Origin of the sequence: Chroococcidiopsis sp. SAG 2025, from assembly GCF_032860985.1 — a bacterium.
GTDB lineage: Bacteria > Cyanobacteriota > Cyanobacteriia > Cyanobacteriales > Chroococcidiopsidaceae > Chroococcidiopsis.
The window spans coordinates 3,279,521-3,305,232 of the sequence record NZ_JAOCNC010000001.1 but is presented as its reverse complement, the minus strand read 5'-3'; the positions used below and the strand labels follow the sequence as shown (position 1 = coordinate 3,305,232).

Below are 25,712 nucleotides of genomic sequence, written 5' to 3'. Positions count from 1 at the left end.
TTTGTAGAGAGATAGATTGCTGGTAAAGTTTGTAGCTGCGGGCAATTCATCTGCGTTTAAATTGACAAATCGAGTATTTTTGCAAATAGCTTAGTTTATTTGTACACAAGACAAATGACTAAAGAAAATGAGTAGTAGAAATGTCAATCGCTAATGACACATGACCAATGACAAATGACAATTGACAAAGGAATGCTAGTCGAATTTAGGGTGCAAGGCGATCGCCGTTTGGGAGTGGTAGACCGTCCAGATGGTAAAACTCGTTGGTTTGTCATAGACGATCGCGGTCAATCCCACAGCCTTGCCCCGCGCCAATTTACCTACGAAATCCGAGGTCAGTCTTACAAACCCTCAGATATTGCAAATTTTTTAGCAGAAGTACAACCTTATCTCGATCCATCTAGCTTAGAGGTAGCGTGGGAGCTGCTGATAGAAGCAGGAGAAAACGCCACTCCAGCACAGATGGCAAACTTATTATTCTCCGATCAGAGCCAAGCTCTGTGTTATGCCGCTCACTATTTGCTTTCTGAAGATAAGATATATTTCAAGCAAAAGGGAGATGCTTACGAGCCTCGTTCTGCTAGCCAGGTAGCAGAACGGAAACACCAGCTTGAAGTAGAGGCAACAAGAGCGCGAGAACAGCAGGAATTTCTGTTGCGTACCGAACGAGCGCTGAAGGGAGAAGCCGTAGAATGGCAGCGATACGATCGCCAGCGCCTGGATGCGATCGCCAAGTATGCAATACTTTTAGTTGAAGGGACTCGTCAGGGATTAAATCCAGATGCCCTCGTACGAGCTTATCCGCCACCAGCGATCGTGACGGAGACTATGAGTACTTTGGGGCGTAACGCTACTCCCTTAACAGCATTTCAACTTTTGGTAGATTTGGGTCTGTGGAGTCCGCATGAAAACCTTCACTTGCGTCGCAGTCAAATCCCCGTAGAATTCTCAACCGAGGTTATATCAGTGGCGCAGCAGCGGTTAGAATTTCCACCCCCCGACCGAGACACTCAACGGCTGGACTTAACTCATTTGAAAGTTTACACGATCGACGACCAGAGTACGAGCGAAATTGACGACGGTGTAAGCTGGGAAGTCTTAGCTGATGGGCGAGAACGCTTGTGGATACATATTGCCGATCCGACTCGTTGGCTCATACCAGAGGATGAATTAGATCTAGAAGCGCGGCGGCGCGGTACGACCATGTACTTACCGACAGGTATGAGTTCCATGTTTCCAGTGGCACTGGCAACGGGACCCATGAGCTTAATACAGGGTCAGGTTTGCTGCGCTCTCAGTTTTGGTGTGATTTTGGATGCAGCAGGAGCAGTCCAAGAATATACCATCCATGCCAGTTTAATCAAACCGACCTATCGGCTGACCTATGAAGATGTCGATGAGATGTTGGATTTAGGCGTACAAGCCGAGCCGGAAATCGCCGCGATCGCTAACTGGGCGCGCTGTCGTCAAGCGTGGCGACAGTCTCAGGGGGCAATTAGTATTAGTTTGCCAGAAACCGCGATTAAAGTTAAAGACGACGAAATTACAATTGAAGTCTTAAACGATTCTTCCTCCCGCCAACTGGTGGCAGAAATGATGATTTTGGCTGGAGAAGTTGCAGGACGCTACGGTCAAGCACATAATCTTGCCCTGCCATTTCGCGGTCAGCCGCAGCCCGAGTTACCCCCAGAAGAAGAGTTATTACAATTGCCTGCTGGCTTCGTGCGTGCCTGTGCTATGCGCCGTTGTATGCCTAAAAGCGAAATGAGTATTACTCCTACCCGCCATGCTGGTTTGGGCTTGGAAATGTATACTCAGGCAACTTCTCCGATTCGTCGCTATAGCGATTTGTTGACCCATTTTCAACTCAAGGCGCACCTGCGAGGTGAAACTCCACCGTTTTCAGCGGAAGCACTCCGTGAAGTGATGCAATCTGTGTTTGCCATGACTCAAGAGATGTCGTTGGTAGAAAGGCAGACCAATCGTTATTGGGGTTTAGAATACCTGCGCCGCCACGCTCAAGATGTGTGGCAGGCAATAGTTTTAATGTGGCTGCGGGAAGATTCGCGCTTGGCGCTGATCTTGATTGAAGATTTAGGGCTTCAGCTACCGATGACATTTAAACGTGGGGTCAGCTTGGGCGAACAAATTTTAATTAAAGTTGCCTACGTCGATCCACGTCAAGATACGATTCAGTTTCAAGAAGTGTCCTATTCTGAGGCTGTGGCTGCAAATTGAAACAGTAAGGTGGGCTTTGCCCACCCGACACTTGAACTGACCTTTTCTATAAAATTAGGGTCTTGACAGTAGCGATCGCTGCTGCAACACTACTAACAAAATAAATATTATTTACTGATAATTTTTGCCAGAAATTTTGACTTTCTATTTCAGAATTGAGCAAAATAACTGGCTTCTTTGCTTTCAAAGCTAAAGCAATTTCTGATATTGTACCTGCACCCGTACCGCAGGTGATAATAACATCACTAGAAAGAACGTTAATATTATTACGAGCGTTTCCCATCCCCGTTGCGATCGCAATATCTACTGCCTCAGAAGCATCATGGCGATCGCTACCAGGCAAGATTCCAACTGTTAAGCCATTTGCAGTTTTTGCTCCCCGACTAGCCGCGTCCATCACGCCTACACTTCTACCACCAGTAAGCAATACCCATCCTTGTTGGGCGATCGCTTTACCTAATTCATAGGCAGTGGTACAGTCTATGACTGTGGCATTTTCTCCAGCTCCCATAACCCCGATCGCAATTTTTCTCATCGCTAAAACCTTCAACCTTCTGTCTCTAGCCTAGCTATCTGTCGTATAAGATTTGAGTTGTAGAGCGATCGCGTCTATGTGTTTTTATATTTTTTTTTTATAAAAAATTCTTGCTAGCAATCTAGAGTATTTCCCTAGCGGGAGGCGATCGGTTTACCCGAGCGGGCAAAATAGGGAAGACAGTGCAGTGAAAGCATCAATTGCACATCATTAAAATTATGAAAGACCTATTCTGCCAGCTTGATTCTAGAAAAAAGCAAGTTCTTATTGTCGATGACTTGCTCGACAACTGTTTGCTTTTGGCAACGATATTAGAAGCAGAGGGGTATGAGGTTGACACTACAGATTGCGGATATAAAGCAATTGCAAAAATCGAAGCAAATCCACCAGATTTGGTTTTATTAGATGTAATGATGCCAAACATCGATGGATATGAAGTCGCGCAGTGGATCTCGCAAAATCAACCTTCAGTCTCGATCGTGCTAGTTACGGCTTATGACACTTTGCCCCAATTAGACCCAAGAAAGGTCAAAATTGACGGCTTCATTCGCAAGCCAATAGATGTAGATGAAGTTTTGCTAAAAGTTGAAACACTTTTGGCAACAAAACAAGAGCAAGCAAAAACAAAAAATTTTACAAAGATAATTCCGATTTATTCCCGAACCGATAAAAGAATACTGCTCAAGAAAAATGAAGCAGTAGACAGGAGGAGTTTCAGCCGATACGATTATTAATACTCTATGTAAAGACGCAAAATCTCGCGTCTTTACATGTTATCTCTCGTCACACTACGTTAACTTCTAAATCTCTTTGCCCCACAATAGAAGGCTGACCAACTGTCAATTCCATTTGGTCAGCATGAACTGTCAACCAAGGTTGACCGAGATTTAATCCCCCAAAAGGACTTTCTGGGGGAATTTCTAATTGGGAACTCACTAATCCTAAACGAGCCTTTAATTGAGCGGGAAACAGGAGTAGATTAGAGTTTAGACTACTAAAGCTAGATGCACCCAAGGGTATTGGCAGACCAAAGTTCTGCTGATGGTACTTCAGACAGCAAAGAATGCGATCGCCTTGCCTAACAGTTACGCTTCGATCTGTCCAGGTAAATTCAGCCATTTCCTTCGGTAGTCCCCAAATTTCGCGACCACCCGCTACAGAATCAGGATTATCTACATAAATGTGGGAAACCCAGCCGCCAATTTTTCCAGCGTAGCTAACCACACCAGCAACGACAATTAACTCGCTGTATTCCAGCACGGAACCAGCACCATAGTGAGATAAATAGACACCGCCAACGGTTTTTCCAGGAAAGACAGAAACAAGATTTAATTCTGAAGGAATTAGGGGACGCACGCGATCGCACTCCAGAAGTTGCAGAGTTTGATAGGCGTAGCCTTGAAGCGTCCAAGGTGCTTGAGGGTATGACATGGTATTTGTTGTTGGTTGTTGGTTGGCTATTACCAATTACCATTTACCAACATATAAAAAATCCCCATCCAGAGGAATACTGGTATGGGGATGATTGATTATTCAGACTTTCGACTTTTGTACGGGCGGGTTTAGCAAATATATTAACAGTCAAAACTTGAGATTTTTGGTCAAAACCCGCCCCTACGACTTTTGACTTGACTTACTTGCTTTCGGTGAAGTCAGCGTCGATTACGTCGTCGCCACCAGGTGCGGAGGTAGAACCACCATCGCCAGCACCAGGATCTGCTCCACCAGGCGCAGCACCACCAGCTTGTTGATAGAGGTTAGTACCGATCGCGTAGAGTGTTTGTTGTAGTTCTGGCATTACCCGTTGGATCGCTTCGTCATCTTCTTTGCTGACGGCTTCCCGCAGGTCTTTAATTAAACCTTCAACCTTGGTGCGATCGCTCGCTGGAACTTTATCACCCAAGTCTTTCAACTGCTTCTCGGCTTGGTATGACAGAGAGTCAGCTTGGTTCTTGCGATCGACTTTCTCGCGGCGGTCTTTATCTGTCGAAGCATTTCTTTCAGCTTCCGTCACCATGCGCTCGACTTCATTCTTATCGAGAGTAGAAGCGCCAGTAATGCTGATTGATTGCTCCTTACCGCTACCTTTATCCTTTGCAGTCACGTTGAGGATACCGTTAGCGTCGATATCGAAAGTAACTTCGATTTGGGGTACGCCACGGGGTGCGGGAGGAATGCCATCTAAGCGGAAGGTTCCCAAGCTCTTGTTATCGCTGGACATCTCCCGTTCGCCTTGTAGAACGTGAATTTCTACATTCGTTTGACCGTCTACAGCGGTGGAGAAGACTTCTGATTTCTTGGTAGGAATTGTGGTGTTGCGAGGAATAATCCTTGTCATTACACCGCCAAGGGTTTCTACACCTAGAGACAGCGGCGATACGTCTAGCAACAGAATGCCTGTAACGTCACCAGCTAGTACGCCAGCTTGGATCGCTGCACCAACTGCTACCACTTCATCAGGGTTGACGCTTTGGTTAGGATCTCTACCCAACACCCGCTTGACAACTTCTTGTACGGCAGGAATACGGGTAGAACCACCAACTAAGACAACTTCATTGATCGCACTCTTATCTAGCTTGGCATCGCGCATCGCATTTTCTACAGGAACGCGACAGCGGTCGATCAGGTCAGAACAGAGTTCTTCAAACTTAGCACGGGTGAGCGTCATATCCAGGTGTTTTGGACCATCCTGGGTTGCGGTGATAAATGGTAGGTTGATTTCTGCTTGAGTGACGCTAGATAGCTCGATCTTGGCTTTTTCTGCGGCTTCGGTTAAGCGTTGCAGTGCTTGTCTGTCTTTACGCAGGTCGATGCCTTCAGATCTTCTAAATTCTTCAGCTAGGTAGTCAACGATTTTCTTGTCGAAGTCATCACCACCCAAGTGCGTGTCTCCAGAAGTGGCTAGTACTTCAAATACGCCATCGCCTACTTCTAGAATCGATACGTCAAACGTACCGCCACCTAAGTCAAATACGAGGATAGTTTCGTTGCTCTTTTTGTCAAATCCGTAGGCAAGCGAAGCAGCGGTAGGCTCGTTGATAATCCGCAGTACTTCGATCCCAGCGATTTTACCTGCGTCTTTGGTGGCTTGACGCTGAGAGTCGTTGAAGTAAGCAGGTACGGTGATGACTGCTTGAGTCACCGTTTCGCCAAGATACTTGCTAGCATCTTCTACCAGCTTGCGCAGGACTTGAGCGGAAATTTCTTCTGGAGCAAACTGCTTGCCAGCCGCAGGACAATCGAGTTTGACATTACCACTGCTATCCCGCAAGACTTTGTAGGACACTTCAGTGGTTTCGTGAGTTACTTCCTCGTGTTTGCGTCCGATGAAACGCTTGACAGAGTAAAAAGTATTCTCTGGGTTCATCACCGCTTGACGCTTGGCGATTTGACCCACCAAGCGATCGCCATTCTTGGCATAAGCTACTACAGAAGGCGTTGTGCGAAATCCCTCAGCGTTGGCAATTACAGTAGGCTTACCACCTTCCATCACTGCCACGCAAGAGTTTGTCGTACCTAAGTCAATTCCAACTACTTTTGCCATCGGAGGTTCTGGCTCCCTAACACTAACTACTAAAAACGATTGAATACACTACAGCTAAAAGTTGAACTAGCAGCGCTCCAGCTTCAATACAATGTTTTTGTCTTTTTGTACTGATCTATATACTGATTGTGGGTAGCTACTTGATGAAGGGTGGTTTGCCGAACAAGTGTAAGGACGGTTGGTATCTGTTTGAGCTTGTCGCTTGCGCTTGTAGCTTGTGATGCCGTTTGCCACTGTTCAACCCCTAACATAGCTGCTGTATGCTTTCACTGTGTCTAATGTAGTGAACTCAAGGCTTGGTGGTTATAGGGTGAACCGTAATCGGTTGGGTGTGTTTGCCGTCAAAACTGTTATTCCACTACAATTACGGCAGCTCCGTTAATTTTGCCGCTACGCAGCGCATCTAAGGCTTCATTTGCTTGCACTAAGGGAAAAGGCTGGACTTCAGTACGAATCGGAACTTGAGGAGCTAAAGCCAGAAATTCTTCCCCATCACGGCGCGTCAAATTAGCAACGGATCGCAATACCCTTTCTTCCCATAAAATTTCGTAAGGAAAGGAAGGAATATTACTCATGTGAATTCCAGCACAGACAACCACCCCACCTTTAACCACCGCACGCAAAGCAGTCGGAACCAAAGAACCAATCGGGGCAAAAATAATTGCTGCATCCAAAGGGACTGGTGGTAAATCTTCCGAACTACCAGCCCAGACTGCACCTAATTCTAAAGCAAATTTCTGCCCTTCCACGTCTCCCGCACGAGTAAAAGCATACACTTCTCGCCCCTGGTAGCGAGCGAGTTGAATCAAAATATGGGCGGCTGCACCAAAACCATAAAAACCAATTTTGTCTGCGTCCTCTGCCATTCTATAGGAGCGATAACCGATGAGTCCCGCACACAACATCGGTGCAGCTTGCAAGTCGGGATAGCTTTCAGGAATGGGAAAGCAGAATTGGGCATCGGCTACAGCATATTCAGCATAACCGCCATCAATTTGATATCCCGTAAACTGGGCATAGTCGCATAAGTTTTCGCGTCCACTCAGGCAATAACGACAGCAATTGCAAGTATGCCCTAGCCACGGAACGCCGACGCGATGACCTATTTGAAATTGTTGCACCTGTTTCCCTACAGCAGCGACAGTACCAACAATCTGATGTCCCAGTACGAGGGGAAGTTTGGGTTGGGTTAATTCTCCATCAACGATATGCAAGTCAGTGCGACAGACACCGCAAGCCCGAACTCGAATCAGTACTTGTTGAGAATTAGGCTGCGGAATTGGTAACTCCACTGCTCGTAGCGGTTGACCCTGTGCCTCTAGTATCATTGCTTGCATAGAACAGTTATCAGTTATCAGTGTAGAGACGTTACTAAGAACTAAGAACTAACAAGCCTCTATTTACTATTTTATCCTATAGAAATGTGCAATATTGTGTTTGTATAAATTACTTGCGATCGCACCAGAGTTTAGAAATAAACTACAAGCATAGGGTGGGCATTTTCCACCACTCTATTTCTTCTGAATTGCTAGCGAGGCAGCGTAAGCAATTTCATCTTTAGCCGGATCGTCGGTAGAAGGAACTCTATACTCTGCTTCCACAATTTGTAGTTTTTCTGTGTCAGAGTAATTGTAGCAATGCCGCGATCGTTTAAAAGATTTGGTGTATTTGAATCTGTGAGTAACTTCAGTCGCTTCGTTGTTAGCTGCTAAAGCATCTGGTCGGAAAACATTTGTGTATTCATTGTCGTTGGAAACAATAAAGTAACCGTTGTTATTGACGGCAGTAATGACAGCAATATCTCCTGGGGAAACTAGGGTTACACCTTCATATTTTCTTTTAACTTCTCACGGTTGAGGAAATCCATAACTGATATCATTAGCGCAAATACAACATTACGTGCCGCTCGAAACTAGTGAACTACAAAACGTTAAATAAAGCAAAATTATTTTATACAGAAATGACAGAGTTCTCTTTCGCTCGGAAAGTTAAATTAAAAGTGAGAACTCGTTCTTTGAATACATTTATTAAGTATGAAAATATGATTTTTACTCCCTAAGAATGATGTCAGAAAATTAATTCATTCTCAATAGCCTGAAAACTAACGCGATCGCAACCAATCTTTCGGCTGATGTCCCACTTCTTAAAATTAATTACCTTGGTTAATAAAAGTTCACAATTATCAATTTAAACTCGGCATTTTTCCTAGCTTCGATGGATGTGAGAGGAAAAACGAGTCATCTCAAGGAGACACAGTGACAAAACTTAAGCCGATCGCGCAACAAGTTGTGGCAATTGTTGGTGCATCTAGTGGAATTGGAAGAGAAACAGCGTTAAAGTTTGCTGCAAAAGGCGCAAAAGTTATCGTAGCAGCCCGTAGCGAACCAGGGTTGATCTCCCTAGTGGAAGAAATCAAAGCGGCAAAAGGAGAGGCGACTTACATTTTGGCGGATGTTAGCGACTTTCAACAAGTCAAAGCGATCGCAGAGAAAGCAGTAGCAACCTACGGTAGACTCGATACCTGGGTTCATGCGGCTGCTACTGGTATTCTTGCACCATTTGAACAAATTACGCCAGAAGAATTTAAACGTGTCATTGACGTTGTGTTGATGGGACAAGTTTATGGCGCAATGGCAGCTTTACCATATTTGAAGCAAGAAGGACGAGGGGCGCTGATTCACATTTCCTCAGTGGAAGGCAGGCGATCGCTCCCTTTGCAAAGTCCCTATTCGTCAGCTAAGCACGGCTTAGAAGGCTTTCTCGAATCTTTGCGCGTCGAATTACAACACGAAAACATCCCTATCAGCGTCACCAGTATCCTACCTGCTGTGATCAATACTCCCTACTACAACAAAGTCAAAACCAAACTGGGAGTAAAACCCACGGGTATACCTCCTTACTACCAGCCGAGCCTGGTTGCCGATGCCATCCTCTATGCTGCCGAACATCCTACCCGGGACTACATTGTAGGAGATGTAGGTAGAGTCTTAGATCTGCTGCAACGGCTATCACCATCTCTCGTAGATACTCTTCTAGTACTGGTAGGTTTTCAAGGACAACGTACTAAGGAAGTTAAATCAGAAGATGCACCTAACAACGTCTTTGCCCCGATTACGGGCTATGACAAAGTCGAAGGCGATTTTCGCCACTGGACGATTCCCAGTTTTACCGAGTGGCTAGAGAAAATTCTGCCTTAACTGTCGAGACGTGACATGTCACGTCTCGAATACACAATCTCTACCTGGCACCGTAGCAATTTTAATTCTCGCGAAAGAGACAAGGCAAAGATGAATTTAGATATCGTCATAAGAACTCAAAAATAATTGCAGTGCCAGCAATTAGAGCCAAACTGCGATCGCAACGAAAAATTTGGAGGGTAAAAAATATGATTAACGATCCAGCTAGACCACCGAGAGAAGACTCGCGAGAATCTGAAACTGCTGTAAGTCCAACACAGCAAGAAGATCCCAGAGCAGCCGAACCCGGTAGAGGTGCGCCAGGAAACGAACATGTTGGCGTACAAACCGCTCAAACTACAGCGGTTAATCCACCTGATGCTAAAATTCCAGCTAATACTCCAACCGAACAGAGCAAACAACAACTCGAAGCCTTTAAGCAACAGGAAGAGGAAGAGGGCGAGGGCTTTACTACCACAGATGGTTATGTTGTTGATGAGTCTGGAAGGCTTGATAACTTCGCGATCGAACCACCAATGTATGTAGAGGGTGAAGAACCTCCTACGAAACGATAACAGTTATCAGGAATCGTAGGGGCGGGTTTAGCCCCAAGTCTCACAACCGCCACCAGAAATCGGCGTTCAAAACCCGCCCGTACAGCAGTTATAGGGGCGGGTTTAGCCCCAAGTCTCACAACCGCCACCAGAAATCGGCGCTTGTCCTTCCTATCCCCTACCCCTTATCTCTTCCCCTCCCTGAATTTGCATTTTTCTCGCTAAAAATGGGCAGACTATGAATAACAATTTATAGATATGCTGCCTTAAAACAGTGCCAGAGAAAGAACCACAGCAAACTCAGCATTGGCTGGAGATCGAAGATAACGCAGGCAAGCGCGTAGTCGTTTTGGAGGCTGCTACCTGCACTCTGGGGCGCGACTCTTCTAACTCGATTGTGTTGCAGTTTAAGCTTGTCTCTCGCCAGCACGCTATATTGTTGCGCGTGACAACTCCTGGTACTGCCAACCATTTTTTTCGCATCATTGACGGTAATTTACAAGGCAAGCCCAGCACGAATGGCATTCGCATCAATAAAAAATCTTGTTTCTCGCACGACCTCAAACATGGCGATGAAATTGAATTTGCCGGAGATGTAAGTGCCACTTACTACTGCAATAGCGATCGCGAATATGACTCTGGTGGGCTAAATTCTAGCTCCCATCACAGCCCACCCACGCAAATTATTGAAAATATCGAGTTTGCTAATTCTAAAGAATCAGTACTCGTTCGCTTGGCTTCCTTTCCCGAATTCATATCAAATCCGATATTAGAGTTCGATCTCACGGGCGATATTACTTACATTAACCCCGCAGCTGTCGCTCAATTTCCCGATCTGCGGGAAGTTAAACTCCAGCATCCGATTATGGCTGGAATTGTAGAAAGAGTGCAAGACGATCTCGAAACGTTTTTCGTCCGCGAAATAGAAGTTCTTGACAAAATTTTCGAGCAATCCGTCCACTACCTACCAGAAAACGATCTGGTTAGGAGCTACATCGTCGATATTACTGCGCGCAAGCACACCGAGCTAGCGCTGCGAGAAAGCGAAACCAAAAACCGAGCTTTGCTCAAGGCGATTCCAGACTTGATCTTGCGGATCGGCAGAGACGGAACGTATCTGGACTACATACCAGCTAAAGACAGCGAGTTTTCTGCCACTAGCAGTCAAATGATCGGCAAAAACGAGTACGACGTGTTACCAACGGAAGTTGCCGAACAAAGGATGCATTACGTCCATGCTGCCTTAGAGACAGGGAAACCCCAGCTTTTTGAGTATCAGCTACAGGTTAACGATAAGATTCGCGTGGAAGAAGCGAGGATCGTCGTGAGCGGCGATCGCGAAGTACTCGCTATTATCAGAGATATTACAGAGCGCAAACGGGTAGAAAGTTTACTAAAACAAGCATACGACGAACTAGAGCTGAGAGTAGAACAGCGAACGGCAGAATTAAGACTGGCAAACGAGCAACTCCGCAGAGAAATTACCGAGCGCCAGAGGATAGAAGAGGCTTTGCGTTCCAGCGTCGCTACCAATCGCGCCCTGCTCAATGCAATCCCCGATTCCATGTTTCGCCTCAGTCAAGATGGCACTCTCCTCAACTACAAAGCAGCAAAGGATGATTGGCTGATTGCTTCTCATACCGAGCCAGTGGGTAAAAAACTATCCGATTTATGTATTACAGTTGTAGATAAGCTAAACTAGATTTGTAAGGAAATACAGTTTAGCAATGCTTGATACATCCAACGTGTTTTTAACAGGTGTTGCATTAGAAGCGCTCTCCCAATGGAGCAGTAGATTGAAAGCGTTTCAGCAAAACTGGGAAAGCACTTCGCTCGTTCTGAAGCACGTCTTGCAGCGTATGACTATATCCAGGCACTACTAAGCCCAGTTGAGCGGAAGAATGGATGGCAAATGGCAGAACAGGTAGGGTATAGCAATCCCTATCGCTTCCAACATTTACTAGGACGGGCGCAGTGGAACGCGGACGCAGTGTGTGCAGAAATTAGAAAGTATGCAGTGGAGCATTTGAAGAGTGAAACAGATATTTTGGCAATTGATGAAACAGGTTTTCTGAAGCAAGGAGAGCAGTCAGTAGGCGTACAGGTGCAGTATTATGGCACAACTGGACATTTGGAGAATTGCCAGGTAGGTGTGTTCATGTCCTACATTAGCGACAAAGGACATACGTTGATCGATCGCCGTTTGTATCTACCGCGCACATGGAGTGAAGATCAAAGCAAACGTAAGAAGGGAGCAGTTCCAAAATCAATCACATTTGCGACTAAACCTCAACTAGCACAACAGATGTTGGAATCAGCTTTTAAAGACGGAATACGTCCCGCCTGGTTTGTTGCTGATGAGGTTTATGGCAACGATGGTTCATTGTGGTGGTGGCTGGAAAAGACTGCTAAACAACCGTATATACTCACGGTCAGCAAGAAGCAGCCTGTAGTTATTGGCTGGCAACGTTATCAAGCCCAAGAACTGTTACCTCAGCCGGACAGCCAGCCAGTGGCAAACGTCTTAGCTGTGGAGCTGGCAGTAAGGGAGAAAGATACTATGACTGGGCGAAAGTGCCAGTTAATTGTGACAGATCAGATGGTTTTCAACGTTGGTTATTGTTCCGCCGCTCTCTAGAACACCCTGAAGATCCTCGCGTCAGCTACTATCAAGTATTTGCTAAGAGCGATACTACCCTAGAAACGATGGTTCAAATCGCCGGGCAAAGGTGGCGGATTGAGGAGTGCTTTAAATTTGCTAAAGACCAGCTAGGTTTAGGAGAGTACGAAGTTCGTTCCTGGCATGGTTGGCATCGACACATCACCCTCGTCCTGGCTGCTCAAATATTTCTCACCGTCTTACGACACTCTTGTGAGCCTGCTATTCACTCCTCTACCCCCTTTACCTCTAGTAACAACTGGCAGTCTAACTGCGTTCAAAGCGGCACGAGGTTTATTGTCCGACTAAGTATCTGGGAGATGAAGCGGTGGGTATCTCGATTCTTGTTTCCCACATTCTGGTGTCTTGAACACGTTTTGCGTTGGTCTTATTGGCGCAGATCTCATCAAGCTACTGCTCGTTACTACCATTACCAAAAGCGAATTCATTCTTCTATTTATCTACAACTGTAATATTGAGGCATTGCATAATAAAGGTATGAATTGAGGTAAGTTGCGATGCAATGTCCAGAGTGCCAATCAACTCATATTCGGAAGAATGGCATCAAGCGAGGTAAACAGAACCACATTTGTGTTGATTGTGGGCGACAATTCATTGAACACTATGAAACATGCAGAGGTTACAGCGATGAAGTCAAACGGGAATGCTTGAAAATGTATGTGAATGGCATCGGTTTTCGAGGAATTGAACGAGTTAAAGGTGTTCATCATACGACAATCATTCACTGGCTCAAGCAAGTAGGTAACAATCTGCCTGATGCTGATGCCCCAGAAACCTTCGTCGGTGCAAAAAACAAAATCTGGCTGTGGACAGCAGTAGATCACTTCACTTCAGGGATTTTAGGTTGGGCGTTGGGCGACCATAGTGCTGAAACCTTTGCCCCGCTATGGGCGATCGTTGCCCAATGGCGGTGCTACTTTTATGTTACGGATGGTTGGAGTGTTTATCCAGGTTTTATTCCAGACGGCGATCAAATTGTCAGTAAGACTTATATGACCAGAGTTGAGTCCGAAAATACAAGACTGAGGCACTATCTGGCTCGGCTGCATCGAAAGACACTGTGCTACTCCAAATCAGAAGAAATGCTGAAATATTCAATTCGATTGTTACTGCACTATCTCAAATTCTGGAATGTTCCAGTTCCTCAATAGTTCATATCTCTATTCAGCAACGCCCGATTTATTTGTGCCAGCGATCACTCGACCATTAGTACAATGTGTCGAGCAAGCGATCGTTACAGGTGAAATTCAAATATATGAATATAGATTGACAATAGCAGAGCAATCGCGAGATTACGAAGCACGAATTGCTTTAAGCGAAGAAGACGAAGTGATGGCGATCGTGCGACATCACTGACAGAAAAGGAGCAGAAGCAGAAATCAGACAAGCTCTAGCGAGAGAAAAAGAACTGAACGAACTAAAATCTCGCTTCGTCACGATGGCATCCCACGAATTCCGCACGCCATTGACGACAATTTTATCTTCAGCAGAGTTATTAGAAGATTACAGTTCCAAGTGGACAGAGGAGAAAAAACGCCATCATTTCCAGCGCATCATTACAGCTGTCAAACACATGACTGGTTTGCTAGATGATGTCCTCTTAATTGGCAAAGCAGACGCAGGTAAGCTGGAATTCAATCCATTGTCCATAGATCTGATCGAATTTTGCCGCGAACTAGTTGAAGGAATGCAAATCACAACCACCGCTCACAAAATTATTTTGCGCACGCGGGGAGATAGTATCAATGGCTGTATGGATGAAAAGCTTTTGCGACAGGTACTAGGAAATTTACTCTCCAATGCAATTAAGTATTCCCAATGGTGGAAGTATTTATTTTGATATCGTTTCCAAGGAAGGAGTAGCAATCTTCCGAATTCAAGACGAAGGCATCGGCATTCCAATGGGCGATCGCGATCGACTCTTCCATTCCTTTCACAGAGCTAGCAACGTCGGTAATATCTCGGGTACGGGGCTAGGACTTGCTATTGTTAAAAAATCTGTCGATCTTCACGGCGGTCAAATCTACGTAAAAGCGAAGTCGGAGTCGGCACGATCTTTATGGTTAAAATACCGCTTGACTAGAAATAAGGGGCGAGGAGTGAGGAGGAGGAGCGAGGGAAAAGAGTGATGCGTGGTGCGCGATGAAAGGGAGTCGGGTGTGGGGTGGGGGTGGGGGGGGGGGGTAGGGTTGACTTGTGACTTGTGACTTGTGACTTGTAATTGCTCCGCGACTCTCTCTTCTTTCCCTCAGCTCTCTTCTTTCCCTCACTCCTCGCCCCTCACTCCTCACTCCTCACTCCTCGCCCCTCATCAGGGTGGCTACTACGCCTTTGGCATTACGGCTATTACCAATGCAGAGTTGTACTTGGGAAGGATACATTAACGGAAGAAACTACATAAAAGTTTATGTAGAGGGGGTGAAGAAATTATTCTTTCACCAAAGGTGAAGAGATTTTAATTTCACCAGAAGTAAAAAGAGTTTGATTCTCACCTTTTCAAACAGCTCGGTAGAGGAAGTCCGTTATGTTTGAGCATTTCACTGATAAAGCAATTAAAGCAGTTATGCTTGCCCAGGAAGAAGCACGTCGCCTGGGTCACAATTTGGTAGGAACCGAGCAAATTTTATTAGGCTTGATTGGAGAAGGCACGGGAATTGCAGCGAAAGTATTAACCGAGCTGGGAGTGACCCTTCAAGCAGCCCGCGCCGAAGTGGAAAAAATTATCGGTAGAGGAAATCGTCCAGCGATGGCTGAAATTCCTTTTACACCAAAAGTCAAGCGCGTATTCGAGCAAGCTTTCACAGAAGCACGCACTTTGGGGCATAATTACATCGGTCCAGAACATGTGTTGTTAGGTTTGCTCCAAGAGGGAGAAGGTGTCGCTGGAAAAGTCCTGCAAAACTTGGGGGTCGATCTAGACGAAGCCCGTGGTAACACGATTCGCAAGTTGGGCGAAGTTGCAACTGTTGCTAGTGCTGGTAGACAAGGACGCAAGGGTTTTGGCACAGCTCCCAACAAAACTTCGACACTGGATGAGTTTGGGACGAATTTAACGAAGCTAGCGGCGGAAGGTAAGCTAGATCCTGTCGTCGGTCGTGAAAAAGAAGTTCAACGTGCCGTGCAAATTTTAGGTCGGCGCACGAAGAATAACCCCGTATTGATTGGCGAACCTGGTGTTGGTAAAACCGCGATCGCAGAAGGTTTGGCGCAGCGAATTGCTAACAACGACGTGCCTGATACTCTCATAGACAAGCAGCTATACAGTCTTGATATGGGTTCGTTAGTTGCCGGAACTCGCTATCGCGGTGACTTTGAAGAGCGGATCAAATCTGTTTTAAATGAAGTGCGATCGAATAGCAATATCATTCTGTTCATCGATGAAATTCATACTCTGATCGGTGTGGGTGGTGTTGAAGGCGGAATTGATGCGGCGAATATGCTCAAGCCTGCCTTAGCTAGAGGCGAATTACAGTGCATGGGAGCCACTACCCTAGATGAGTACCGCAAGCACATCGAACGGGATGCAGCACTAGAAAGGCGTTTCCAGCCAGTGATGGTAGATGAACCCAGTGTAGTAGAAACGATCGAAATTTTGTTTGGATTGCGCGATCGCTACGAGCAACACCACAAAGTTAAGATGTCAGATCTAGCTTTGGCTGCTGCTGCTAAACTGTCCGATCGCTACATTAGCGATCGCTTCTTGCCCGATAAGGCGATTGATTTGATCGATGAAGCAGGTTCTCGCGTCCGCTTCCGCAACTCGAAGCAGTCTCCCGAAACCCAAGCACTCAAGCAAGAATTGGTGCAGGTAACGAAAGAGAAAGAAGCCGCAGTCTCGGCACAAGATTTTGACAATGCTGGTAAATTGCGCGATCGCGAGTTGGAAATCGAGCAACAACTGAAGGCGATCGCTGAAAATAGAAAGCAAGAAATCGAAAACGCTAGCGTTCCTGTAGTAGACGAAGAAGACATTGCTCAAATTGTTGCTTCTTGGACGGGCGTACCAGTCAGCAAGCTGACGGAATCCGAATCAGAGTTGCTGTTGCACTTGGAAGATACTTTGCACCAGCGTCTAATCGGACAAGAAGAAGCCGTTACAGCTGTTTCTAAAGCTATCCGCAGGGCGCGAGTTGGATTGAAGAATCCCGACCGTCCGATCGCTAGTTTTATCTTTTCCGGTCCTACTGGTGTAGGTAAGACGGAGTTAGCCAAATCCCTTGCTGCATACTTCTTCGGTTCGGAAGAAGCGATGATTCGCTTGGATATGTCAGAATTCATGGAACGGCATACTGTTTCTAAGCTCATCGGTTCGCCTCCTGGCTACGTAGGCTTTGACGAAGGCGGACAGCTAACGGAAGCCGTGCGGCGCAAACCATACACCGTGTTGCTATTCGACGAGATCGAGAAAGCACACCCCGACGTGTTTAATATGCTGTTGCAAATCATGGATGACGGTCGTTTGACCGATGCCAAGGGACGCACGGTAGACTTTAAAAACACGCTGATTATTCTCACCTCTAATATTGGTTCGAGAGTCATTGAAAAAGGTGGCGGTGGAATTGGATTTGAATTAGGTGGCGATCGCGCTGACGCACAATACGATCGCGTCCGTAACTTGGTACAAGAAGAACTCAAGCAACATTTCCGTCCTGAGTTTCTCAACCGCCTTGATGAGATTATCGTCTTCCGTCAACTCAACAAGAATGAAGTCAAGCAAATTGCTGACATCATGCTTCAAGAGATTTCTAGCCGCTTGACCGAGCGTTCTATTACCTTGAAAGTGACAGAGCGTTTTAAAGATAAAGTCGTCGATGAAGGCTACAATCCTAGCTACGGTGCTAGACCGTTACGTAGAGCCATGATGCGGCTGTTGGAAGATTCTTTAGCCGAAGCTATGTTATCCGGTCGCATTAACGATGGCGACACAGCTTTAGTTGATGTTGATGCTGACGGTCAAGTCCAAGTCAGCAAAGTAGAAGCGAAAGAGTTGATGTTGTCTTCTGCTAGCTAGAATGTTTTTGAATAAACCATAAATGTAGGGTGGGCAAATGCCCGCCCTACTTTGTACTATGAGAGCAAAAATTGAAGATACGATTTTATTTCTCCACTGCGAAGACGTACCAACCTATAAAAAAGGTGGTTCTGTGGTGCGTAACAGCTATTTCTGGGCGCTGCGTTCCATTGCTGGGAGATCGGTGCGCGATCGCGATTGGGAATACGAATCAGAAGTTTGGTTTGCTCTGGCTCGAATGCTACTATCCTTCAGTGAATCGGGTTATCTCGGTTTGCGAGAAACTATCCTCGAATTTCCCCCGACTCAAGAAAAAATTCCTGAGATCCTACGTCCTGTTGCGACTTGGGAGTGAGCGGTTAGTCAGTTATCGTAGGGGCGGGTTTTGAGAAAAAATATCTGGTCGCCAGCGGTAAATCTTTTGCTAAACCCGCCCGTACAAAAGTTAGATCGTAGGGGCGGGTTTTGAGGAAAAATATCTGGTCGCCAGCGGTAAATCTTTTGCTAAACCCGCCCGTACAAAAGTTAGATCGTAGGGGCGGGTTTTGAGAAAAAATATCTGGTCGCCAGCGGTGAATCGTTGGCTCAACCCGCCCGTACAAAAGTTAGATCGTAGGGGCGGGTTTTGAGGAAAAATATCTGGTCGCCAGCGGTAAATCTTTTGCTAAACCCGCCCGTACAAGAGTTAGGAGGAATTGCAAATTAGTCTGTTGCTGACTCGTAGCTAATTTGGTCGGATTGACAATTGTGCGGTTCGACGCGGATGGCGACTCTGACCGAACCGTATCGTTCTCGCAACCGTGCTTCTACTTCTTCGGCTATGTAGTGGGCGGTTTCGATGTCAGAAGAGTAGATGACTAAATGCATTTCAATAAAAACTTGCCGACCAACTACGCCACGGGAGGCGATATCATGACAGTTGATGACTCCTGGTACGGACATGGCGATCGCGTGAATTTCTTCAGGCGCGATCGCGATTTCATCGACTAACCAAGGTAAATTTTCTTTCAAGACTTCCCAGCTACTGCTAAATACTAAAAAAGCGACGGGAAACGCCAAAATTACATCAAGCCACGGTAGTAAAGGAATACCCAATTCCTGTCCCTGCCAAACGCCAATTAATCCCGTCAATACCGTGAGCGTAATCCACCCATCGCTCATCGTATGTTTAGCATCAGCAATCAAAATCGGACTGCCTAATCGTTGCCCTTCGCCATCCTCGTAATAGGCAAGAAAAATATTCACGCCCAATACGATCAGCAACAACCACAATTCTGGTGCAGAAACCTTAACTAACTCTGCACCTTTGAGCATTCGCTCTATAGCTGTTTGTAAAATTTCAAAACCTGCAATGCTAATAAAACCCGCGATTCCCAAAGCTCCTATTGCTTCAAATTTTTGATGTCCGTAAGGATGATCGCGATCCGGTTCTGGAGAAGATAGGTTATTGGCAACTAGCCCCAAAATGTTGTTGCTACTATCTGTCACGCTGTGTAAAGCATCCGAAAACAGGCTGAGAGAACCAGTCCACCAAGCCAGGATTGCTTTGAGTATTGTCACGCTCAAAGTCAGCAGTAGGGTAACGAGCAATACCTTCCTCACTGCTACACGGTTATCATTTCCCATACCATTTCATGTTATTTGCTCTTAAGTAGTTGTTTGTTTCGGTCATAATTGACACAAGGGTATACAAAATTACTAGATAATAAAAGACTGCTATTGTCTAGTTTTACTTATTAGCTCAAATCACCTGTTTTTAACCTACGATACGTTGTTATTCCATAAATTGAATCATATGGGTTAAATTCTCTTAGGGCAAAGTCAAGTTTTACATACTATTACAACAATGAGTAAGTCTTATTGAAAAATATTATTGTTTAGCGCGGAGTGTAAGGCTAAATCTAACAGCGATCGCACTGCTTTAATAAGTAGAGCTTTTCAGAATCGTGAATTAAATTCAATTACGATAATTGGCTGTAATCGTTGTTGGTAGTTAGTAATTTGTGAGTGGCTAGTGGCTAGTGACTATTGACTAGCCACTAGTCTCTGCTCCCTGCTCGTGCGCTCCCTGCTCCCTTTCCTCATCAAAGCTAATACTATTTGACTTGTATTCAGGTGGCTCAACGTGAATTAAAACCCTCACGGGGCTAAATTTCTCTTCCAGTTTGGCTTCTACGGCTTCAGTAATCCGATGGGCAGTATCCACATCAACAGCATCGACAATTAAATGCATTTCAATAAAGACTTGTCGCCCTAGTAAACCACGGGAGGCGATATCGTGACAGTTAACCACCCCAGGTACGGACATGGCGATCGCGTGGATTGCTTCGGGGGCGATCGCGATTTCATCGACCAACCAAGGTAAATTTTCTTTAATCACCTGCCAACCACTCCAAAACACTAATAAGGCAACGGGAAACGCCAAAATTATGTCTAACCATTGAAGTTGAGGCAGATTTAAAACTCGTCCCTGCCAAATACCAATCAATCCTGCCAACACGGTAATCGTCACCCACACATCGCTCATAGTGTGTTTGGCATCGGCAATCAAAATCGGACTGCCTACCCTTTGACCCTCGCGACGTTCGTAAAAAGTCACGAAAATATTCACCCCCAAGACAATCAGTAGCAACCACAACTCTGATTCAGTAATTTTTACTGGCTGAATCCCATTAAAAATTCGCTCGATCGCTCCTTGTAAAATTTCAAAGCAAGCAATGCCCAAAAAGGCAGCTATGCCTAAAGCTCCTACAGCTTCAAATTTTTGATGCCCGTAGGGATGATCTCGATCTGGTCGGGGAGAAGAAAAGCGACTGGTAATTAATCCTAAAACGTTATTGGCGCTATCCGTGATACTATGCAAGGCATCGGCTAGTAAACTGAGCGAACCCGTCCACCAACCTATTGTGGCTTTCAACGCCATCACAAATAAGTTGAGCAATAAAGTTATCAGTAAAACCTTACGAACTACGGAACGATTGTCTAAAATCATATCTAAAAATTCTGAATTTTAAATATCAAATTCGGAGTCACAAACAATTGAATTATAGGAAATAATCTTTTAGTTTATCGTTTTTATATAGAATTGAGGCAATAAAAAAATTGATAAACTTCCTACTTAATGAATAGGATTGGCAATTAATTCTAATTTTTTTTGCATTGTTTTGAAAAGCGTTCTTATTAGGAATAAATCAAAATAGCAACCGAGAGACGAGGGAAGGACGAAGGAGTTGCGGAGCAGCTATCAAGTCGTAAGTCAAAATTAACTGGTCACTGGTCACTGATAACTGCTCCCTATTAACTGATAGAATCAAATTTTGATTACACGATCGTGACTCTTACACAATTAACCTTAAATTTAGTTGAAGGCTCGGTTTCCTTCAGCTTTTCGCCAATGGCAGCACGGGAATTACAAGCGGCGATCGCTCAGTTAATGGATCGTCTCAAAGCAGTTGCAGTCAAAAGTACACCGATTGGTAAAGCCACGCCTCAACCTCCGATGGAATATCGCCACGTGGGAGAAGTTTTTCTCGAAGTATTTTGTAATCCTAATATTTGGGCGAGTCCCTTTGCGGCAAAAGTTCTGCTAACCATCAAAGATAGCAACATTCGCTTAACTAGCGAAGCCGAACTCACTCGCATCAGCGAAGACTTAGAGCGATATTTAGCAGAAACTGAGGGCTAGAGAACATTTGAGGGAGCAGTCTAAAATCCGCTAAAGTGGTACTAAATATTCAGATGCAAGAATTGGAATGTCACCACGTCTTTTACTAGTCGATGATGAACCTGGATTGCGGGAAGCCGTCAAGGACTACTTAGAAGAAAGCGGTTTTGTCGTGCAGGTTGCAAGTAATGCCCGCGAAGGTTGGGATTTATTGCAGCAAAATACTCCTGACTTGGTGATTTCAGATATCATGATGCCCCAGGTAGACGGCTATCAATTCCTGAAGCAAATGCGAGAAGATCCTCGCTTCAAACGCCTACCAGTGGTATTTTTGACTGCTAAGGGGATGACAACCGATCGCATTCAGGGCTATAACTCTGGTGTAGATGCCTATATTCCCAAGCCTTTCGATCCCGATGAGTTGGTGGCAATTGTTGAAAACTTATTAGACCGTCGCCCCGTCAGTCAACCCTTAGCAGAAGGCGAAGCCCCCGACATCGCTGAATTAGCCAATCAAATCGCTCAAATTAAGGCAATGCTAACTCAGCGTAGTGCAATTAATACGACTCCCGCCCCAATAAAAATCGATCTAACACCGCGAGAACAAAGCGTCTTGAATTTGGTGACAGAAGGATTGATGAACAAAGAAATCGCTCGCCGCCTGCAAACGAGCGTCCGTAACGTAGAAAAATACGTCAGCCGCCTTTTTAGCAAAACTGGTACAAATAGCCGTACTGAATTAGTTCGGTTTGCCCTAGAACATGGCTTGATTGAGTAGGTTGTAACTTATGGATAGAAAGGCGATCGCCAGTGGTTGAAAGTACGATCTACTAAAGTTTTCAGCCTACTCTACTCTAGTAAAAAGAAGTAGGTGCGATCGCTTCAAGGTACAAAAAGTTCCTAGCTAACGGAGGAATTCCCTTGCACCTGAACTTGCTAGAGTTATGATGAAAGCTCAATTCAAGTGGATTGCTCCATGTTGCGTAAATTCACAATCTTGTTTTTAACCTTAACTTTATGCTGGACAACTGTAGCTTGTGGAGGACCAAATGAAGCGAATAATCCCCAAGCGACTAGGAATGTAGCTACGCGAGAAAGCGTTTCTAGCCAGCTCGCCGATGGTGAGTATCCCGTACAGCAAGCTGAATATAATGATGTTGATGGGACATATAGTTTAGTCTTACTCAATACCCCACCTGGCACACCCCCAGTTTACAATACTCAAAACTTACAGATGGCACGGCTGACCGACGAACAAATTAAAGCAGGTCAAAAGAGTTATTTGAAAGTAGAAAACGGACAGCCAGCTTTATATCTAACTGAAGATTTTCGGATTCAGTACGTCCATAACGTTACGGAAACTCAGACAAATCCGCAAACAGGACAGCAAGAAACCGTAGTTGTCCGCCGAGAAACGAGTTTCTGGACACCATTTGCCGGAGCCTTAGCGGGTAATATTGCTGGTCAGGCGATCGGTAGCTTGCTATTTAGACCTCAGTACTACGTTCCACCCGTCTATCAACCAGGGGTAAGCGTTCTCAGAGGCTATGGCGGTTATGGCAATACTTACGATCGCGCCGTAAGCAGCTATCGCACGCGCTACAATGCGCCTCCAGCAGCAGTTAGAAACAGACAAACCTTCCGCACTACAGGTAGAATTAGAACTCCTTCGGGCAGCACGGTACGCACACCCGCACGCACGACTAACCGTCCTACCGGGTCGGGCTACGGTACTAGCATTCTGCGCCCATCGGGTAATCGTAACTCCACCTACAGAAGACCATCTTCTGGTAGTTTTGGTAGTGGTAGTCGCAGCCGGGGTTCTTTCGGTAGTGGTAGCCGCAGCCGGAGTTCTTTCGGTAGTAGAAGACGCTAAAACTTTAGGGTGGGCATTGCCCACCTTTTTATTCGCCTTTTGGTATATAAGTGAAAATAACGTGAAAGGCAAGAATTGAAAAACTCGGACTCAATATTGATAAGTTGAGAAGAATGCGATAACAAGTAACTAATGGAGCCTTGTTAGATATTGACCGACTTTCTTCTCAACAAGTTCAGCAGCTTGCTGAAGATTATGAGTAACTCGATTCTAACGGACAATATACGCCTTTTTGTGCTGCTATTATTTACATTCTCAAACAGAACTTTGTGACTTAATTTGAGTATATCTACGCGCACCTTGTTTGGATGGTTCTGTAATTTCTCACTTAGTATCTTTGTCCTGTAGCGATCGCACCTGCATTTACCTATTCGTCTTCAAAAGAAAAGAAGGGTTATCATCTCAGCGAACATTTTAGCCAAAAAGGATATTATCCTAGAAAGCTAAAGCGCAATCGCTCACATTATGGCTTCTAGTAAACTTTCATTAACATCTGGTCGGCAGTGGCTGACGGGGTTAGCCTCAAGTGAAACATTTATTTATATTATCAAGCGGCTAGCCCAAGCCCTCTTGACATTATTACTAGCATCTGCATTGTCATTCTTTATTATTCAACTTGCTCCAGGAGATTATTTGGATACGCTACGGCAAAACCCCAAAATTTCACCCGAACGGATCGAGCAATTGCGACAACAGTTTGGATTAGACCGTCCGTGGATCGAACAGTATTTCCGGTGGTTGTGGCGGATTGTGACTCAAGGTGATTTTGGTACGAGTTTCGTCTATCAGCGTTCCGTGTCTTCTTTGTTATGGGAGCGGGTTGGAGCCACCTTACTACTGGCAATTTCATCTTTAATTGTCACCTGGGCGATCGCCATTCCTTTAGGAATTGTCGCCGCCGTGAAGCAAAATCAGTGGAGCGATCGCGTTTTACAAGTTATCAGCTACACCGGACAAGGATTTCCCAGCTTCATCACTGCCTTGTTACTCCTCATCTTCGCTCAAAACGTCTCTCCCCTATTTCCCGTAGGAGACATGACGAGTATCAACCACGCCGATCTCACGCCTCTAGGTAAAATCCTCGATGTTGGCTGGCACATGATCTTACCCACCATAGCTTTAAGTATTACCAGCTTTGCAGGCTTGCAACGGATCGCTCGTGGCGAACTCCTCGACGTACTCCGTCAAGATTATATTCAAACTGCCCGCGCTAAGGGACTACCAGAAAACCGCGTGATCTACGTCCACGCTTTGCGTAACGCCATCAATCCCCTAATCACCATCTTAGGATTTGAACTGGCTGGGTTGTTAAGCGGTGCGTTTATTGCCGAATTCTTCTTCAACTGGCCTGGATTAGGGCGCTTAATTTTGCAAGCAGTCTTAGCTCAAGATTTGTATCTCGTCATGGCAAGCTTGGTCATGGGAGCCGTAATGTTAATTGTTGGTAACTTAATTGCCGACCTGCTACTCAAAGTCGCCGATCCCCGGATTAAGTTGGAGAATCCCTAAACAGTTATCAGTGTAGAGACGTTACATGTAACGTCTCTACAAGGCGATCGGTTAATTGTGACTTGCGACTTACGACTTCTAACTCATGTTGTCCCAAATCTACTACATTGCGCGTTCTAAGTCTGATGGCAGCTATTTAGTTGCCCGGGTAAATCGCGATGTAGCTGAGAAAAACACAGGCTATTTGTTACTATTCAGCGAATATTTTGAGGCATTGACTTATCTGAATACTCATGCCGCTGGTGTAGCCGACCAATTTGCAATTGAGTCGATTCCTGGTACTCAACTAGGAGCGTTGTTGAAGCGTTGGAATTTTATTGGTGTTGGTATCGTGCGCGATCCATTATTACCAAAGATTGAATTTCTCGTCTGCGATTAGTATTAAATATATCTATCCTGATGTAGATGTAACTAAATCAAAGATTAGCGCTAAATAAAGAAGGTTGGTTCCGAATTCCGCTGAATTTCAGCGAAACGTAGCCATAAATTACAAGTTTGTTATGACAATTGTCGATCGCAGGAGAAACAAGTATGCGCTCTGTTCGATTCAATTTATCTGCGTTGCGCCCAGTTCGCATTTTATTTGCTATCTGTGTCAGCGCGTTGCTAGTATTCTCTCAAGCGCTTCCCGCTTTCAGCGCTCCTGTCAATCCCGGTGGTAGCCCCACTGCTCCCCAGCAAGGTGAAGCTCAGCTAAGAGGCATTGAGAAAGAAGCTCAAGAAGCAGTTCTCAAAGATCCTTACTCCCGTAAAGAAACGCAAACCAAAGCTCAAGAAGGACTTAATGAAGTTCAAGGAGCTGCTGACTTAAACAAGATGAGTCGTCCAGAAAATGCTAAAGCAACCTCAGTAGAAGACAAACTGAAAAATGCTTTGGAATCAGTTACTGGTAAAGACTAAGGCTTTTGATGCAGCTTAAGAATTG

27 protein-coding genes are annotated in these 25,712 nt (G+C 45.4%); 20 read left to right on the top strand and 7 right to left on the bottom strand.

Annotated elements, in window-relative coordinates; translation table 11 throughout:
* The first annotated feature begins 180 nt into the window (after nt 1-180).
* Nucleotides 181-2,238 (top strand): ribonuclease catalytic domain-containing protein, encoded by a 2,058-nt coding sequence (locus N4J56_RS16015; RefSeq protein ID WP_410500512.1) that lies wholly within the window; start codon nt 181-183, stop codon nt 2,236-2,238.
* Between the two features lie 46 nt (nt 2,239-2,284).
* Here N4J56_RS16015 and N4J56_RS16010 read toward each other — a convergent pair whose 3' ends face one another.
* Nucleotides 2,285-2,773 (bottom strand): TIGR00725 family protein, encoded by a 489-nt coding sequence (locus N4J56_RS16010; protein ID WP_317107336.1) that lies wholly within the window; start codon nt 2,771-2,773, stop codon nt 2,285-2,287.
* 218 nt (nt 2,774-2,991) lie between these two features.
* Between N4J56_RS16010 and N4J56_RS16005 the strand changes: the two genes are divergently transcribed.
* Complete coding sequence (locus tag N4J56_RS16005; protein WP_317107335.1) at nt 2,992-3,507, top strand: response regulator; 516 nt, start codon at nt 2,992-2,994, stop codon at nt 3,505-3,507.
* Between the two features lie 49 nt (nt 3,508-3,556).
* Here the strand turns inward: N4J56_RS16005 and N4J56_RS16000 are convergent, their stop codons facing one another.
* From N4J56_RS16000 to N4J56_RS15990, 3 genes are all read right to left on the bottom strand, one after another.
* Entirely contained in the window at nt 3,557-4,204 is a 648-nt protein-coding gene (locus N4J56_RS16000) for an acetoacetate decarboxylase family protein (protein WP_317107334.1), read from the bottom strand.
* A gap of 202 nt (nt 4,205-4,406) precedes the next feature.
* Entirely contained in the window at nt 4,407-6,317 is a 1,911-nt protein-coding gene (gene dnaK / locus N4J56_RS15995) for a molecular chaperone DnaK (RefSeq protein WP_317107333.1), read from the bottom strand.
* 350 nt (nt 6,318-6,667) lie between these two features.
* On the bottom strand, nt 6,668-7,654 hold the full coding sequence (locus N4J56_RS15990; protein ID WP_317107332.1) for a zinc-dependent alcohol dehydrogenase family protein: 987 nt from the start codon (nt 7,652-7,654) through the stop codon (nt 6,668-6,670).
* Between the two features lie 918 nt (nt 7,655-8,572).
* Here N4J56_RS15990 and N4J56_RS15985 point away from each other — a divergent pair.
* From N4J56_RS15985 to N4J56_RS15930, 12 genes are all read left to right on the top strand, one after another.
* Nucleotides 8,573-9,514 carry an SDR family oxidoreductase gene (locus N4J56_RS15985; RefSeq protein ID WP_317107331.1) on the top strand — a complete coding sequence of 314 codons (942 nt, stop codon included), beginning with the start codon at nt 8,573-8,575 and terminating at the stop codon, nt 9,512-9,514.
* A 188-nt stretch (nt 9,515-9,702) separates the two neighbouring features.
* A complete protein-coding gene (locus N4J56_RS15980) occupies nt 9,703-10,068 on the top strand; it encodes a hypothetical protein (protein WP_317107330.1) in 366 nt (121 codons plus the stop codon).
* A gap of 253 nt (nt 10,069-10,321) precedes the next feature.
* Nucleotides 10,322-11,749, top strand: coding sequence for a PAS domain-containing protein (locus N4J56_RS15975; RefSeq protein WP_317107329.1), 1,428 nt, complete (start codon nt 10,322-10,324; stop codon nt 11,747-11,749).
* A 25-nt stretch (nt 11,750-11,774) separates the two neighbouring features.
* Nucleotides 11,775-11,930 carry a hypothetical protein gene (locus N4J56_RS15970; RefSeq protein ID WP_317106265.1) on the top strand — a complete coding sequence of 52 codons (156 nt, stop codon included), beginning with the start codon at nt 11,775-11,777 and terminating at the stop codon, nt 11,928-11,930.
* A complete protein-coding gene (locus tag N4J56_RS15965) occupies nt 11,864-12,685 on the top strand; it encodes an IS701 family transposase (protein ID WP_317110650.1) in 822 nt (273 codons plus the stop codon). The genes N4J56_RS15970 and N4J56_RS15965 overlap by 67 nt, the downstream gene beginning before the upstream one ends.
* Nucleotides 12,622-13,179 (top strand): transposase, encoded by a 558-nt coding sequence (locus N4J56_RS15960; protein ID WP_317107328.1) that lies wholly within the window; start codon nt 12,622-12,624, stop codon nt 13,177-13,179. Before N4J56_RS15965 ends, N4J56_RS15960 begins: the two co-directional genes overlap by 64 nt.
* 45 nt (nt 13,180-13,224) lie before the next feature.
* Nucleotides 13,225-13,878: an IS1 family transposase gene (locus N4J56_RS15955; protein ID WP_317107327.1), complete on the top strand. Its 654-nt coding sequence runs from the start codon at nt 13,225-13,227 to the stop codon at nt 13,876-13,878.
* Entirely contained in the window at nt 13,859-14,083 is a 225-nt protein-coding gene (locus N4J56_RS15950; RefSeq protein ID WP_317107326.1) for a hypothetical protein, read from the top strand. The genes N4J56_RS15955 and N4J56_RS15950 overlap by 20 nt, the downstream gene beginning before the upstream one ends.
* Nucleotides 14,084-14,165: 82 nt before the next feature.
* Nucleotides 14,166-14,567 carry a sensor histidine kinase gene (locus N4J56_RS15945; protein WP_410500335.1) on the top strand — a complete coding sequence of 134 codons (402 nt, stop codon included), beginning with the start codon at nt 14,166-14,168 and terminating at the stop codon, nt 14,565-14,567.
* Nucleotides 14,527-14,856 carry a sensor histidine kinase gene (locus N4J56_RS15940; RefSeq protein WP_317107325.1) on the top strand — a complete coding sequence of 110 codons (330 nt, stop codon included), beginning with the start codon at nt 14,527-14,529 and terminating at the stop codon, nt 14,854-14,856. The genes N4J56_RS15945 and N4J56_RS15940 overlap by 41 nt, the downstream gene beginning before the upstream one ends.
* A 395-nt stretch (nt 14,857-15,251) precedes the next feature.
* Nucleotides 15,252-17,738, top strand: coding sequence for an ATP-dependent Clp protease ATP-binding subunit (locus tag N4J56_RS15935; RefSeq protein WP_317107324.1), 2,487 nt, complete (start codon nt 15,252-15,254; stop codon nt 17,736-17,738).
* A gap of 58 nt (nt 17,739-17,796) precedes the next feature.
* Nucleotides 17,797-18,093 carry a hypothetical protein gene (locus N4J56_RS15930; RefSeq protein WP_317107323.1) on the top strand — a complete coding sequence of 99 codons (297 nt, stop codon included), beginning with the start codon at nt 17,797-17,799 and terminating at the stop codon, nt 18,091-18,093.
* Between the two features lie 4 nt (nt 18,094-18,097).
* Here the strand turns inward: N4J56_RS15930 and N4J56_RS15925 are convergent, their stop codons facing one another.
* The 3 genes from N4J56_RS15925 to N4J56_RS15915 all read right to left on the bottom strand — a co-directional run bounded on the left by N4J56_RS15925 (nt 18,098) and on the right by N4J56_RS15915 (nt 20,730).
* Nucleotides 18,098-18,340, bottom strand: a complete 243-nt coding sequence (locus N4J56_RS15925) for a hypothetical protein (protein WP_317107322.1) — start codon at nt 18,338-18,340, stop codon at nt 18,098-18,100.
* A gap of 100 nt (nt 18,341-18,440) precedes the next feature.
* Complete coding sequence (locus N4J56_RS15920; protein ID WP_317107321.1) at nt 18,441-19,364, bottom strand: cation diffusion facilitator family transporter; 924 nt, start codon at nt 19,362-19,364, stop codon at nt 18,441-18,443.
* Between the two features lie 406 nt (nt 19,365-19,770).
* A complete protein-coding gene (locus N4J56_RS15915) occupies nt 19,771-20,730 on the bottom strand; it encodes a cation diffusion facilitator family transporter (RefSeq protein WP_317107320.1) in 960 nt (319 codons plus the stop codon).
* Nucleotides 20,731-21,069: 339 nt separating this feature from the next.
* On the opposite strand from N4J56_RS15915, the gene N4J56_RS15910 reads away from it, so the two are divergent.
* From N4J56_RS15910 to N4J56_RS15885, 6 genes are all read left to right on the top strand, one after another.
* A complete protein-coding gene (locus N4J56_RS15910; protein WP_317107319.1) occupies nt 21,070-21,423 on the top strand; it encodes a hypothetical protein in 354 nt (117 codons plus the stop codon).
* Between the two features lie 67 nt (nt 21,424-21,490).
* On the top strand, nt 21,491-22,180 hold the full coding sequence (locus tag N4J56_RS15905; protein WP_317107318.1) for a response regulator transcription factor: 690 nt from the start codon (nt 21,491-21,493) through the stop codon (nt 22,178-22,180).
* Nucleotides 22,181-22,378: 198 nt separating this feature from the next.
* Nucleotides 22,379-23,278 carry a hypothetical protein gene (locus tag N4J56_RS15900; protein WP_317107317.1) on the top strand — a complete coding sequence of 300 codons (900 nt, stop codon included), beginning with the start codon at nt 22,379-22,381 and terminating at the stop codon, nt 23,276-23,278.
* Between the two features lie 465 nt (nt 23,279-23,743).
* Complete coding sequence (locus N4J56_RS15895) at nt 23,744-24,787, top strand: ABC transporter permease (protein WP_317107316.1); 1,044 nt, start codon at nt 23,744-23,746, stop codon at nt 24,785-24,787.
* 85 nt (nt 24,788-24,872) lie between these two features.
* Nucleotides 24,873-25,166, top strand: coding sequence for a hypothetical protein (locus N4J56_RS15890; RefSeq protein ID WP_317107315.1), 294 nt, complete (start codon nt 24,873-24,875; stop codon nt 25,164-25,166).
* 152 nt (nt 25,167-25,318) lie between these two features.
* A complete protein-coding gene (locus N4J56_RS15885; RefSeq protein WP_106544777.1) occupies nt 25,319-25,687 on the top strand; it encodes a low temperature-induced protein in 369 nt (122 codons plus the stop codon).
* Nucleotides 25,688-25,712: the final 25 nt, after the last annotated feature.